Raw genomic sequence first — 13,007 nt, 5'->3', positions numbered from 1 at the left:
GAATCGCATGTATTCGTCAGCCGAGCCGCGCATCTTCCGTGCGCGTCGGGTCATCACGCCGTCCTCCCCATCCGCTGACGCGGTCGCGGTGTTCGGGGACAGAATCGTTGCGGTGGGCGATGCGGACGACCTTCGGCGGTCGCTGCCTCTCGCGCGGCTCGTGGACCTGGGCGACGCAGTTGTCGCCCCTGGCTTCAACGACGCGCACGTGCACCTGTCGATGGCCGCCGACAACGAGCTCCAGGTCGACGTGTCCCCCGCGGAGGTGTCCTCCCTCGCGGAGCTGACCGCGAAGGTCGGAGCCGCTGCGAGGAGCGAACCGGTGGACGGCTGGGTCCGCGCCTTCGGCTACGACGATGCGCGGATGACCGAGGGGCGCCGACTTACCCGTTGGGACCTGGACGCGGTCACGGGCGATGTCCCGGCGATCGTGCTGCACGTCGCCTGTCACTGGGGTGTGGTCAACTCGGCAGCGCTGGCCGCAGGCGGCATCACCGATGAGTCGCTACCTCCGAGCGGTGGCGAGTACGGCCGGGACGCGACCGGGCGGCTCGATGGTGTCCTCTACGAACGCGCGTTGAACGAGTTCGCCTACGGTCACGTCAATTCTGCGGGAGGTCCAGTCGTACCGCAGTCCCGGTTCGACGACCGTGTGGAGGCGCTTGGACGCGTGGTGCGCCGCTGGCACGCGGCCGGCGTGACATCGGTGTGCGACGCACTCGTCGGGCCAGACGACATCCGCCTCTTCGCCGCGGCGCGGGAGCAGGGGCTGCTGACGATGAGGGTCGGGTTCCTCCTGGCCGCGGAGCACTACGACACCTTGCGCCGACTCGGCCTTCGTTCGGGCTTCGGGGACGCTGGGCTTCGCTTCGTCGGTGTCAAGACCTTCGCCGATGGCGCGGTCGGCGGCCGGACGTGCCTGCTCGACGAGCCGCACCACGGCACTGGCGACCACGGCATCCAGGTGCTCACGCGGGAGGAACTCGCCGGCATCGTCCGGGCGGTGCACGGCGATGGCAACCGGGTCTGCGTCCACGCCAATGGGGACAGGGCAATCCGGCTCGTGCTCGACGAACTTGAACGCGCCCACCGGGAAATGCCGAAACCTGGGCTGCGGCACCGCATCGAGCACTGCAGTCTGGTGGACGACGATATCCTCGGCCGGATCCGAGCTCTGTCTGCGATCGCTGTGCCGTTCGGCAACTACGTTCACCAGCATGGCGGGCGCCTGATCGATTGGTACGGCGAGGCCCGGGTGGAGCGGATGTTCGCCCACCGCTCTTTCCTGGACGCCGGCATCACCGTCGCCGGTTCGTCCGACTATCCGTGTGGTCCGGTGGAGCCCCTCCTGGCGGTGCAGAGCATGGTCACGCGGACCGGCTGGGATGGATCGGTCGTCGGTGCGGGGCAGCGGGTCTCTCCGGCCGAGGCGTTGTCGGTCTACACAACTGGATCAGCTGCCAGCACCGGTGAGGAAGGGCTGAAGGGCTCACTGGTCGTCGGTCAGCTCGCCGATTTCGCGGTGCTCGAAGACGATCCGCTCGAGGTGCCCCACGACCAGATCTCGAAGATCGCAGTCCAGGCCACCTACGTCGGTGGTGCGGAGGTCTACGCGCGCGGATGAAGATCCGATCGCCGTGACACGATATTCGTGGAGGATGCCGCCGAACCGGACGACCGCATTCTCGACCAGGACGGGCAATTCCATGCATCCGGTCCGAAAAGGACAGCGCCGCTCGGCGAGCCTGCGTCGACCTACCGATCGACGCCTCCACGCGGCAGACGGGGGTTGATCTCGTTCGAGATCAACCCCCGCCATTGCGTGCTAGTTCAGTTCCGACCCTGTTGGGCCGCAAGGCGGTGCAACAGGATCGCGTCCGCGTTCAGCTGGTCAGGATCGGGGGTTCACGCTCACCGGCGACGTACCGGTGCCGGGCGTCTGCCCCTGCACCACGGCGGGAATGCCTACGCGGGTGTTGCAGTCGATCACCTGGAAGTGCAGGTGTGGAGCAGACGACGCTCCAGTGCTCCCAGACCAGCCGATGACCCGCCCCTGCGGAACCTGGTCGCCGGTGTTGTAGATCGCCTTGTTGAGGTGTGCGTAGTGGGTGCACTGGCCGTTCGGGTGCTGGATGATGACCTCGATGCCGTTCTGCCAGTACGGCGACCAGTCCGACGCGAGGATGGTCCCGCCCTGGGCAGCTGACACCTCGTAGTTGGCGGGAAGACCGAAGTCCCAGGCGTACTCGTTGTACGGGCCAACGTGCGAGTAGGTGCCCTCCGGCCCCTGGGTCACCACGTACGACTCACCAGCGGGATACGGCAGTGCGTAGTCGTCCGCGGCCGAAGCCGGCGTCGCACTCCCCAGCATGAACGTTGCGCCCATGAACACCGGCGCGACAGCGCCGACAATTCTCCTGAATGAATTTTTCCGGTTCACCACGTCGTTACCTTTCGAAAGAACGGACTGCAAGAACAAGCCGGCCGCGATGACGAATTGCTCCGTGGGCGCAGGAGAAAACAGGGACTCCAGTTCCACTTCGGAGCTGTTGATCGTCGCCGGCAGCGGCACACGCCTGGCGGCGCACAGGGGATGCGGATCAGGCGGGCAAGCCCAAAGAGGACCACACCACGAACGGGTCCACATCGTCGCAGGGGCCGATGGGCGAGGCGCCCCAGTTGCCGTGCGACGCGCGGTAGTGGACGTGCGAGAAGGTGAGTCCGTCCGCCGTCGTCCCGACCTGCGCCCACACATCACCTTCTTCGAAGGTGCGGCCAACCGGCAGCTGGGAACCGTCCAGCAGGTGGCCCAGGGTCATCGTCATGTCGATCGACGGGAAGTAGACCTGGATCCAGCGGTGATATCCGCCGGCGTCATAACCGGTGCCTACGACCTGGCCCGATCCCCAAGCGTGGATGTTGGTTCCGGTGGGCGCTGAGATGTCGAGGCCCTTGTGGCGCTGATCGCCATTGCAGCCGAACTGGTAACCGGGAACGTAGAGGTTGTACCCGGCTTCGGTCGTGCCGTTCGGCACACCCCACCAGGTGTTGTCGGGCAGTCCGGTCGCTTGCGCAGAAGCGACGGTTGCGGTGGTCGTCATGTTCGGGGCGGCGGCAGCGACGCCGACTCCTGCGAATGTACCGATTGCAAGGGTCGAGGCGATCGCGGCCGCCCTGAGTAATTTGTTCACGAACGGGACAATATGGCGGTCAATAACCCACCGCAACAAGCTATTTAGTGATCCCGATCACATTTCATTCCCAATAGGTAACGGGGTTCCCTCGATTTATTGCCAACAATCACAGATTAAACATTTTTGAGCTCGGCGGCCGGATATGCCGGAGCGCTGCGCTGTCCGAGCAGTGCTCGGCTGGTGACGGCGATGCACTCGCTGGCAGGAGTGCCGACGGTGAGCGACCGGCGAACAACGCCGAATGGCGCGCGAAGCGCCCCGATCGAAACCGGCACCGACTTGTACCGCTCGCCCACCCGGGCCGAAGAGCACTTCCCCTGATGCGGCGGGTCCGCGACCACTTCGGTGCCACCGGGATAGTTCGGTCTGGGGCAACCGGCTACGCGAGATCGGCCGAATGATTAGCCTTCAAGAATGTCCGCCTCCGTGGGATCGATCCTCGTTCTGGTTCATCTGATCCTCGCCGCTGTGTGGCTGGGATCGATGGTGTACAGCCTCGTGGTGGTTCAGCCGCGGGTGGCGCGGTTCTTTCCCGACGAGCATCAGCGTGAGGATTTCCTGCTTGAGCTGGCGAGCGGGAACCGGTGGCCGGTAGCGGGCGTGATCTGCACCCTCATACTGACCGCTTCCGGCCTTGCCGCTCTCGTGCCGCAGCGGGTGGTCGCCTACTGCGCCGTCGCCGTGCTGTACGCGGCTGCCGGGACGGTGTTCTGCAACGTTTCGTGGCGGCATTGGCCTGCGCGGGTCTTCGCCTCCGCCAACGAGTTGGCGGGGTTTCGCCGGCGACTTCGGTGGCAGGCGTGGATCATGTTGGGGCTGGTCAGCACCGCGTTCGTCGTCGCGTTGGCCGCTAGCGTGGGGATGGTGGCGTGATGCTCGTGGTCATGGCGGGAGCCGGCGGGTTGATCGGTACGGCACTGCGCCGATCACTGGAAAGCGATGGCCACACGGTCCGAAGGCTTGTGCGGCGGCAGCCGGCGTCGCCGGATGAAGTGCGGTGGGACCCAGTCGCCGAGCCCAGTTCGGCATGGGTCGCGGGAGCCGAGGTCGTCGTCAATCTGGCCGGTGCACCTCTGGGTGGGCAGCGCTGGACACGAGGGTACAAGTCCCTGCTACTGCGCAGCCGGATCGACAGTGCTCACACGCTTGCGGTCGCGGCAGCTGCGGCGCATCGACCGCCTCGGGTGATGATCTCGGCTTCGGGTATTCGGTTTTACGGCGTCGACCGTGGTGACGAGGTGCTGGGCGAGTCCGCGAGTGGTGTGGCGGACGGTTTCCTTCCCGCGGTCACACGCGCCTGGGAGGAGGCGACCAGCCCGGCGAGTGCTGCGGGAATCGCCGTATGCCACTTGCGACTTGGCCTGGTGGTCTCCCGTTGCGGTGGATTCCTGCCCAGGCTGCTGCCCATGTTCCGAGCGGGGCTGGGGGCCACCTTGGGTAGCGGGAGCGAGTTCTGGAGCTGCGTATCACTCGCCGACGCGGTCCGCGCGATCCGGTTTCTCATGGCCCGTCCAGGAGCTGAAGGGCCTTACAACATCGCCGTGCCCAACCCGATCCGAAGCCGGGCGTTCACCCACGCGTTGGCGAGTGCGATCGGAAAGCAAGCGTTGCTGCGCGTGCCTACTGGATTGCTTCGGGTAGCCATGGGTCAAGTGGCTCCCGAGGTCCTGGGCAGCTTGCGGGTCGTTCCTACCCGCCTGACCGAAGCGGGTTTCGAGAGCCGGCACCCGGACATCGCCTCCGTCTTGGATGACGCGTTGCACCGCTGACGCATCCTGGCGCCGCCGCTGCCGTATCGGGGCCGACACGACCGGCTCAAGCCTGACCGGCTGAGACCGCAAATCGTCTGCGGCGACTTGCGTGGGCGGAAAGCGTTGCCAACGGCCAACTGTCGATCAAGTTCACAAGTGTCCAATGAAGACAGTCAAGGTAGGTCGGCTGGGTTTCTTCTGGCCTTCTGCAGCGGCGCTATGGCGACGCTGACCTCGTGGTGAGAGAAATGACCGGATGAAGGCGGCGTTCAGCGCCGTGACTGCTGTGGCGCTGAACGCCGCATGGGAAAGGTCAGAGGTCGAGCACCAGCACTCGGCCCCGTGACCGGGACACGCACGGCAGCATGATCTCGCCGCGTTCCCGCTCCTCGTCGGTCAGCACGTCGTCGCGGTGGTCCGGCTCTCCCGAGACCACCCCGACGGCGCAGGTGCCGCAGATCCCCGCCCGGCACGAGTTGTCGAGTTCGATGCCCGAGGCCTCGAGAACGTCGAGCAACGGCTCGTGCTCGGGGACCGCCAGCCGTAGGCCACTGCGCTTGAGCACCACCTCGAACGACCCGGAATCCGCGTCGGGCTGAGGAACCTCCGCCGAGAAGCGCTCCCGGTGCAGTGATCCCGCCGGCCACGCCCCGCAGGCCTGTTCCACGGCTGACAGCATGGGCCCGGGGCCGCAGCAGTAGACCACCGTTCCGTCCGCAGGCACCGCCAGGTAGCGGTCGAGATCGGGAAGGCCGAACTCGTCCTGCGGCACGATGATCAGCTCGCCTCCCGGAAGGGCGGTCAGCTCGTCGAGGAACGCCATCGAGGATCGCGTCCGCCCGCCGTAGAGCAAGGTCCACGGCCGGCCGAGCGCGGCCACCTTCGTCGCCATGGCGAGGATCGGGGTGATCCCGATTCCGCCGGCGACGAGGAAGTACCTCTCGGCGTCGGCGAGCGGGAACCGGTTGCGCGGCCCGCGGACCCGGAGCCGGTCGCCCACGCGGACGTGGTCGTGGATCCGGGCGGATCCACCGCGCCCGCGTGGTTCCCGCAGGACGGCGATCCGCCACCGGTCGGCGGTCCGCGGATCGCCGCACAGCGAATACTGCCGGATCAGCCCCGGGCCGAGATCCACGTCGATGTGCGCTCCCGGCTCCCAGGCCGGGAGGTGCTGCCCCTCGGGGTCGCGCAGGGTCAGCGCCACCACGTCATCGGCGCGGCCGTCCGTGGCCTCGACCACGACAGTGCGCCAGACGTCGATTTCCTGTGCGGTCATCTCCGGCGGCCGATCAGGTGTCGCGGCCGGCCGCGACGGACTCGGGGCTGAACGTGCGCCAGGCGATGTCGCGCATGCCGCGCATCGCCCGCAGGATCTCGTCGCGGTCCTCGTCGGTGTGCACGTAGGTCGCCATCATCTGCAGGCCCAGGCCGACGTGGAACTTCTCGTCCTTCTCGATCTGCTTGTAGATCCGGGTGACCTCGTCGAGGCCGTGCCGTTCCGCGCCGCGGAAGGTCGGTTCGAAGCTTCCCGACGCCGACGTCTCCGACAGATTCCACGCCGCGACCGCGGACAGCGGGTGGCGGTCGAGGCATTCCCAGAGGAACCGGCTCCACGGCTCGGCTTCGGCGGGAACGGTCGTGGGCACCTCGCCGCCGAGGGACTCGATCGCCTTGCCGACCATGTCGTAGTGCTCGGCCTCCTGGAAGGACTGCTTGGCCAGCAACGTGATGTGCCGCCGCTCGAACTGCATCCCGTAACGCCGGATCTCCTCGTTGAGGAGGTAGACGTAGTCGATCTCGCGCCAGCAGCGGGGGATCAGCCACGAGGCCAGCCGGGCCGGGTCGGGGTCCTCGTCGTAGCTGGCGAAGAAGGCTTCGGTCGCCTGGGCCGTGGCCACCTGGACCGAGTCGAGCAACTCGTCGAGTTCGGCCCTGATCGGATCGAGGCCACTGCCGCCCCTGACGTTGCGCACGTCGACCATGTCGCCCTCCGTATTCGTGTATCCAATGTCTGTGTATCCATGGATACAATCTGAGCGCGGAGTGGTTGTCAAGACCGAGGTAGCTGAACCGGAGCGGCCCCGGTTGTCCTAAGATTTCCGTTGTGAGGACGAAATGAGTGAGGCCGCGGACACGTTGCGGACGCCGAGCAGCTACGCCGACCAGATCGCGCACATCCTGGAACGCGAGATCCTCGACGGGCGGTACCCCCGCGGGGAACACCTGCAGCAGGACGAGATCTGCGGGCGTTTCGGGGTCAGCCGCACGCCGGCGCGCGAGGCGCTGCGCAAGCTGCAGGCGATGAGCCTGGTCGAACTGGTGCCGAACCGGGGCGCCATGGTCAAGGTGCCGACCCTGCGCGAGCTCAACGACGTCTACCAGGTGCGGGCGGAGCTCGAAGGGTTCGCCGCCGAACTGGCGGCCCGTTCACACGACCCCGAGATGCTCGCGAAGCTGGAGAAGGCGCACGAGGCGCTGGCCGAGGTCGTGCCGCTCGCCGTCGCGAAACTCGACGACCCCGAGGAGACCGAGGCCGGCGAGCGACTGCGCCGGTTCAACGACACCTTCCACGGCATCATCCACGACGCCGGGGGGAACCAGCGGCTCGGCGGGATGATCCAGGACCTGCACCGCTACTTCCCGAAGGACACCGTGCGGCTTGCCATCCGGTCGCCGGAGACCCTGCGGGCGCTCTACGTCGAGGAGCACGCGGTCGTCCTGGAGCACATCACCCGCGGACGGGCCGCGCGGGCGCGCACGGCGATGCGCGACCACATCCGCGGGTCGCAGGCGATGCTGGTGGACTACCTGCGTGGCCGGGGTTTCGGCGATTGAACCGGCCCGGCGGGCAGGTCCGTCAGTAGCCGCGGGCGATCCATTCGGCCAGGTGCGGTGCTTCGGTGCCGATGGTGGTGCCGTCGCCGTGGCCCGTGTGCACGCGGGTGTCCTCGGGCAGGGCGAACACGCGTTCCCGGATCGAGCCGATGATGGTCGGGAAGTCGGAGAACGAGCGGCCGGTGGCGCCCGGACCGCCGGAGAAGAGGGTGTCCCCGGAGAACAGGGCCTCGGCTTCGGGCAGGTGCAGGCAGATCGAACCGGGCGAATGCCCCGGCGTGTGGAGCACCTCGAGTTCCGTTCCCGCGACGGCGATCCGTTCCTCGTCGCCCGCTTGCCGGAACGACTGGCCCGGGTGGGTCATCTCCCACAGTTCGCGGTCGCCGGGGTGCAGCAGGACTGGAGCGCAGAGCTGCTCGCCCAACTGCGGGGCGACGGTGACGTGGTCGTTGTGCCCGTGCGTGCAGACGACGGCGACGACATTGCGATCGCCCACAGCCTCGATGATCGGCTTGCCGTCGTGGGCCGCGTCGATCACGACGACCTCGGTGTCGTCGCCGACGAGCCAGATGTTGTTGTCCACCTCCCAGGTCCCGCCGTCGAGTTCGAAGACGCCGGTGGTGACGACGTGGTCGATCCGCAGGTTCACAGGATCACCACCGAGCGCAAGACTTCGCCGGAGTGCATGGTGTGGAAGGCCTTCTCGACCTCGTCGAGGCTGATGCGTTCGGTCACGAACTTCTCCAGCGGCAGCCTGCCCTGCAGGTACAGGTCGATCAGCATCGGGAAGTCGCGCTCGGGCAGGCAGTCGCCGTACCACGACGACTTCAGGGCGCCGCCGCGGGCGAAGAAGTCCAGCAACGGCATCTCCAGCCTCATGTCCGGCGTGGGCACGCCGACGAGCACGACGGTGCCGGCGAGATCACGTGCGTAGAAGGCCTGCTTCCAGGTCTCGGGACGGCCCACCGCGTCGATCACGACGTCGGCGCCGAACCCGCCGGTCAGTTCCGCGATCGCTTCGACCGCGTCGATGTCGGAGGCGTTGATCAGGTGGGTGGCGCCCAGTTCGCGGGCCCAGTCGAGTTTCCTCTCGTCCCGGTCGACCGCGATGATCGTGCCCGCGCCGGCCAAGCGGGCGCCGGCGATGGCGGCGTCGCCGACACCGCCGCAGCCGATGACCGCGACCGAATCGCCACGGCCGACCATGCCGGTGTTGACCGCCGCGCCCAGCCCGGCCATGACCCCGCAGCCGAGCAGCCCCGCGACGGCCGGATCGGCGGCGGGATCGACTTTGGTGCATTGCCCGGCGTGCACGAGCGTCTTGTCGGCGAACGCGCCGATCCCGAGCGCCGGGGTGAGCTCGGTGCCGTCGGTCAGCGTCATCGGCTGTTCGGCGTTGTAGGTGTCGAAGCAGTACTGCGGTCGCCCGCGTTTGCAGGCACGGCACTGGCCGCAGACCGCCCGCCAGTTCAGGATCACGAAGTCACCCGGCTGCACGGATTCGACACCTTCACCGACCATCTCGACGGTGCCCGCGGCCTCGTGCCCGAGCAGGAACGGGAACTCGTCGTTGATCCCGCCCTCGCGGTAGGTCAGGTCCGTGTGGCACACGCCGCACGCCGCGATGTCGACCACGACCTCGCCGGGACCGGGGTCGGGGATCACGATGTCGGTCAGCTCGACCGGGGCCTGCTTCGAACGGGCGATCACCCCGCGCACCTGCTGTGGCATGTGGGCTTGCTTCCTTGTCTGTCGGCGGAAAAGCATGCGCTTCGGCGCATGCCGTTCGCGACCCTAGCCGCGCCACGCCGCTGGGCGACCTGGTCGAAAGGCGGGCAGAACCTCGACTTCCGGCTAGCGGACCTGCGGCCTAGACTCGCTGGAATGGTCGACCCGAAGTCCCCGCGCCCGGACCGTCTGCGCGGTTTGCGAGAGGTCGTCGACGGCCCGCTGCACGGGATCGCCGGCCGGTTCTCCCGTTTCCTGTCCGCCCGGTGGCCGCACAGCGCCCTCGTCATCTTCACCCGGGAATGCACGGGCCGTCCACGCAAGGTCGCGGGGGACGCCGAGATGATCAACCGCGTCACCATCGACGAACTCGACCAGCTCAAAGCCCGTGTCGACCCCGGCACCCCCGTCGCGGCGAACGCCATGATCGGCGGTGTGACACGCGTGGTGTGGGTGGTGCTGGATCCGGTTGGCACGCTGCTCGTGCTGGTGCCCCGCGCGCCGCGGAAGCGACTGCCGGAAGCAGAGGAGCTGGCGGGGTTCTTCGGCATCGTCGCGACCTCGATCAGGCAGCAGGTGGCTCAGGCCAGCCCGGACTACCTCGCCGAATCACGGGCCGCCTCGAGCGAGCGGGCGCGCACGATCACGGAGATGGTCGCCGCGCACGAAAGCGCGTTGTTGTCCATTCTGAACACGCTGCGCTCCTCCGGACTCGATGACCGGAGTGCCCGGCTCACCGCGACCGAGACGGCGTCGGCGGCGCTGGTCGTCTTGCGGTCCGCGCAAGAATCGGATCTGTCGTTGTCGGAAGAACCCGCATCGGCCGCGTTCACCAAGCTGCGCAAGAACATCCGGCAGCTGCTGAAGCACCATGAGGTGTGCCTGGAGTTCATCGCGCCCGGCAAGACTGCGCGACCGTTGCCGGGGGAAGTCGCCTATGCGGCGCGCGCGATGACGAGGACGATCGTGTTGGCCTTCGCCGCGCAGCCCAGGTTGGCCCGGCTGCGCATCGCGTGGAGTTGCGACGGTGGCTCGCTGCTGATCGACGTGCGTGATCAGGAGGCCGGAGAGCTGGGCGTGAGCACGTTGTCGCGAGAGCTGGAAGGTCGGGCACGGACGCTGGGCGCCGCTGTCGACTTGGACGCCGTCCCGGGTTGGGGCAGCCGGGTCAGCATCGCTCTCCCGCTCGACTCGCCCGCCACGCACTCCGGCGAGCCGCGACTGACCAGCCTCAACGCCAGGGAGCACGAAGTCCTGCGCCTGCTCGCCCAGGGCAAGCGCAACAAAGCCATCGCCGACGAGCTCGGCGTCGCGGAAAGCACCGTCAAATTCCACGTCACCGGTGTGCTCCGCAAACTCGACGTCGGCTCGCGGGGCGAGGCGGCCGCGCTGGCCCGAAACGCCGAACTCACCCCGTCGGCAACCGCTCGGTGACCGGGAATCCACGCAGCCTGCGTCCCGGTCACACTGCCAGTACCGCCTCGACCACGAGGTCGGCAATCACCAAGGATCTGGTCGAGCGCATCCGCGACACCGACGACCGCCTCGCCCGCGACCGCGCCACCTCCGCACCCGGCACCGAGTCGAAGGCACCGCGCTGATCCCGCGACGGCGGTATCCCCAGCAGGGGTTCTCCGTCGCCAGGCGCAACACCAAGACCCGGACGGAGCGTGCGGTTCGAGGTCGGGGACCGGCTCGAAGCTCACGAGCACCATTCGCGGAAAACGGACGAAATGCGCATCCGTCATTGTGCGACATCTGGGATCCCAGTACGGTATCCCAACACTGCCCGGAGTCGGACGTAAGGAGTCGCTGTGCGCTGTGACTCGTCATCCCTGCGAGAACTCGATCCCTCTGGCCGGCTCTACAACGAGGACCTCGCGCCCGCGGCCGAGCGGAAGTGGAAGACGTACAACTTCTTCGCCGTGTGGATGTCCTCGGTCCACAACATCGGCACTTACACGTTCGTGGCCGGGATGTTCACGCTCGGGCTCAACGGTTGGGAAGTCCTCGCCTCGATCCTCATCGGCACCGGGATCCTGTTCGTCGGCATGAACTGGGCCGGGAAGATGGGCCAGGAGACCGGCGTCCCGTTCCCGGTCATGGCCCGTATCAGCTTCGGCATCTGGGGAGCGAACCTCCCTGCGCTAGTCCGGGCCGTCATCGCGATCTGCTGGTACGGCATCCAGACGTATCTGGCGAGCATGGCGGTCGTCGTGCTCCTCCTCCGCATCGCCCCCGATCTGGAGCGCTTCCAGCACCAGTCCTTCCTCGGCCTCTCCTACCTCGGGTGGGCGTGCTTCCTCCTCCTGTGGGCACTCCAGCTCATCGTCATCACACGCGGCATGGAGGCCGTCAGGCGATTCCAGGACTGGGCCGGCCCGATCATCTGGGTCGTCATGCTCGTGATGGCCGTCTGGCTGTTCGCTGCGGCCGGGTGGCACATCCCCATGGACCTCTCGGTGCATCCGCTCGATGGCGGCGAAGCCTTGCGCGGCGTCTTCACCGGCGCGTTCCTCCTCGTCGCGACCTACGCGACGATGCTCCTCAACTACTGCGACTTCACGCGCTTCGCGAGGTCCGGCCGCGATGTCGTGCGGGGCAACTTCTGGGGCATCCCCGTGAACTTCGCGGCGTTCGCAGCCGTCAGCATCACGATGACGATCAGCACCGTCGTCGTGTTCGGGGACGCCATCACAGACCCCGCGCTCATCATCGCCAAGGTGCCGCACACCGCCGTCCTCGTCGTCGGTGCGCTCATGTTCATCGTCGCGACCATCGGCGTGAACGTCGTGCTGAACTTCGTCTCCCCGGCGTTCGACCTCGCGAACGTGTGGCCCAAGCGCATCACGTTCAAGCGCGGCGGCGTGATCAGCGCCGTCCTCGCCCTGCTCGTCATGCCGTGGAACCTCTACTCGAACCCGGTCGTGGTGAACTACTTCCTCGGCGGGCTCGGCGCGTTCCTCGGCCCGCTGTTCGGCATCATGGCGGCCGACTACTTCCTCGTCCGCAAGGGCGTCGTGAACGTCCGCGAGCTGTACCGCGCGAATGAGTTCGGGGAGTTCTACTACCGTCGCGGCGTCAACCCCCGCGCACTCGCGGTGTTCATCCCCACCGCGGCCGTGTCCGCCATCCTTGCCCTCGTCCCCGCGTTCGCGGCGGTCGCCCCGTTCTCATGGCCGATCGGCGTGGTCGCCTCGGCGGTGGCGTACTACTTCATCGCGCGCAACACGGCGGTCGGCGTGCCGTCCGGAATGAGTGAACGAGAAGAACTTGCCGGGGAGCCTTCCGTGGACTGATCCCGGCTCACGGCCACGACATGGCCAAGACGCGCCTCCCGGCCATTCAGGCCTCGCCCCGACTGCAGCAAGCGGCTTCCCGGGCGAGCCGAAGTGGACGGCACGCGCCCTGCGTCGTTCATCGGCCGAACGTGGGGGCACGGCCGAGGAGCGTGGTCGAATGTGGCCAGAACTGCATGCGCTGCTCATCATGCGCAACC

General features: G+C 67.5%; 12 protein-coding genes. 6 read left to right on the top strand and 6 right to left on the bottom strand.

All coding sequences use genetic code 11. The features are described 5' to 3' along the window. The first annotated feature begins 112 nt into the window (after nucleotides 1-112). Nucleotides 113-1,624, top strand: coding sequence for an amidohydrolase (locus AB0H93_RS14585; protein ID WP_358572360.1), 1,512 nt, complete (start codon nucleotides 113-115; stop codon nucleotides 1,622-1,624). 267 nt (nucleotides 1,625-1,891) lie between these two features. On the opposite strand, the gene AB0H93_RS14580 is transcribed toward AB0H93_RS14585, so the two are convergent. Both AB0H93_RS14580 and AB0H93_RS14575 read right to left on the bottom strand, forming a co-directional pair. Next, nucleotides 1,892-2,572, bottom strand: coding sequence for a M23 family metallopeptidase (locus AB0H93_RS14580; RefSeq protein ID WP_358572358.1), 681 nt, complete (start codon nucleotides 2,570-2,572; stop codon nucleotides 1,892-1,894). A gap of 28 nt (nucleotides 2,573-2,600) precedes the next feature. Further along, entirely contained in the window at nucleotides 2,601-3,191 is a 591-nt protein-coding gene (locus AB0H93_RS14575) for a peptidoglycan DD-metalloendopeptidase family protein (protein ID WP_358572356.1), read from the bottom strand. Nucleotides 3,192-3,608: 417 nt separating this feature from the next. Here AB0H93_RS14575 and AB0H93_RS14570 point away from each other — a divergent pair, with 417 nt between their 5' ends. Further along, the gene (locus tag AB0H93_RS14570; protein WP_358572354.1) at nucleotides 3,609-4,067 is read left to right on the top strand and encodes a hypothetical protein; all 459 of its coding nucleotides are present in this window, start codon (nucleotides 3,609-3,611) and stop codon (nucleotides 4,065-4,067) included. Further along, nucleotides 4,067-4,963: a TIGR01777 family oxidoreductase gene (locus tag AB0H93_RS14565; protein WP_358572501.1), complete on the top strand. Its 897-nt coding sequence runs from the start codon at nucleotides 4,067-4,069 to the stop codon at nucleotides 4,961-4,963. The genes AB0H93_RS14570 and AB0H93_RS14565 overlap by 1 nt, the downstream gene beginning before the upstream one ends. A 295-nt stretch (nucleotides 4,964-5,258) precedes the next feature. Here AB0H93_RS14565 and AB0H93_RS14560 read toward each other — a convergent pair whose 3' ends face one another. Together AB0H93_RS14560 and AB0H93_RS14555 are read right to left on the bottom strand one after the other, a co-directional pair. Continuing rightward, on the bottom strand, nucleotides 5,259-6,221 hold the full coding sequence (locus AB0H93_RS14560; RefSeq protein WP_358572352.1) for a PDR/VanB family oxidoreductase: 963 nt from the start codon (nucleotides 6,219-6,221) through the stop codon (nucleotides 5,259-5,261). Between the two features lie 13 nt (nucleotides 6,222-6,234). Continuing rightward, complete coding sequence (locus tag AB0H93_RS14555; protein ID WP_093265260.1) at nucleotides 6,235-6,927, bottom strand: hypothetical protein; 693 nt, start codon at nucleotides 6,925-6,927, stop codon at nucleotides 6,235-6,237. A 133-nt stretch (nucleotides 6,928-7,060) separates the two neighbouring features. On the opposite strand from AB0H93_RS14555, the gene AB0H93_RS14550 reads away from it, so the two are divergent. Further along, the gene (locus AB0H93_RS14550; protein WP_358572350.1) at nucleotides 7,061-7,780 is read left to right on the top strand and encodes a GntR family transcriptional regulator; all 720 of its coding nucleotides are present in this window, start codon (nucleotides 7,061-7,063) and stop codon (nucleotides 7,778-7,780) included. A gap of 22 nt (nucleotides 7,781-7,802) precedes the next feature. On the opposite strand, the gene AB0H93_RS14545 is transcribed toward AB0H93_RS14550, so the two are convergent. Then, nucleotides 7,803-8,429, bottom strand: a complete 627-nt coding sequence (locus AB0H93_RS14545) for an MBL fold metallo-hydrolase (protein WP_358572348.1) — start codon at nucleotides 8,427-8,429, stop codon at nucleotides 7,803-7,805. Further along, nucleotides 8,426-9,511: an S-(hydroxymethyl)mycothiol dehydrogenase gene (locus tag AB0H93_RS14540; RefSeq protein WP_358572346.1), complete on the bottom strand. Its 1,086-nt coding sequence runs from the start codon at nucleotides 9,509-9,511 to the stop codon at nucleotides 8,426-8,428. Before AB0H93_RS14540 ends, AB0H93_RS14545 begins: the two co-directional genes overlap by 4 nt. Nucleotides 9,512-9,559: 48 nt before the next feature. Between AB0H93_RS14540 and AB0H93_RS14535 the strand changes: the two genes are divergently transcribed. Further along, a complete protein-coding gene (locus AB0H93_RS14535; protein WP_358572344.1) occupies nucleotides 9,560-10,942 on the top strand; it encodes a helix-turn-helix transcriptional regulator in 1,383 nt (460 codons plus the stop codon). A 380-nt stretch (nucleotides 10,943-11,322) separates the two neighbouring features. Then, nucleotides 11,323-12,807 carry an NCS1 family nucleobase:cation symporter-1 gene (locus tag AB0H93_RS14530; RefSeq protein ID WP_358572342.1) on the top strand — a complete coding sequence of 495 codons (1,485 nt, stop codon included), beginning with the start codon at nucleotides 11,323-11,325 and terminating at the stop codon, nucleotides 12,805-12,807. Nucleotides 12,808-13,007: the final 200 nt, after the last annotated feature.

This window comes from Saccharopolyspora sp. NPDC050642 (genome assembly GCF_040654735.1).
Lineage (GTDB): Bacteria > Actinomycetota > Actinomycetes > Mycobacteriales > Pseudonocardiaceae > Saccharopolyspora > Saccharopolyspora elongata.
The sequence above is the reverse complement of the archived record's forward strand: the minus strand, read 5'-3'. Positions and strand labels throughout refer to the sequence as shown.

Excerpts from the sequence above, each read along its gene's own strand:
- AB0H93_RS14555 (WP_093265260.1), bottom strand. The coding sequence starts at position 6,927 with ATGGTCGACGTGCGCAACGTCAGGGGCGGCAGTGGCCTCGATCCGATC.
- AB0H93_RS14570 (WP_358572354.1), top strand. The coding sequence starts at position 3,609 with ATGTCCGCCTCCGTGGGATCGATCCTCGTTCTGGTTCATCTGATCCTC.
- AB0H93_RS14540 (WP_358572346.1), bottom strand. The coding sequence starts at position 9,511 with ATGCCACAGCAGGTGCGCGGGGTGATCGCCCGTTCGAAGCAGGCCCCG.
- AB0H93_RS14535 (WP_358572344.1), top strand. The coding sequence starts at position 9,560 with ATGCCGTTCGCGACCCTAGCCGCGCCACGCCGCTGGGCGACCTGGTCG.
- AB0H93_RS14550 (WP_358572350.1), top strand. The coding sequence starts at position 7,061 with ATGAGTGAGGCCGCGGACACGTTGCGGACGCCGAGCAGCTACGCCGAC.
- AB0H93_RS14565 (WP_358572501.1), top strand. The coding sequence starts at position 4,067 with ATGCTCGTGGTCATGGCGGGAGCCGGCGGGTTGATCGGTACGGCACTG.
- AB0H93_RS14560 (WP_358572352.1), bottom strand. The coding sequence starts at position 6,221 with ATGACCGCACAGGAAATCGACGTCTGGCGCACTGTCGTGGTCGAGGCC.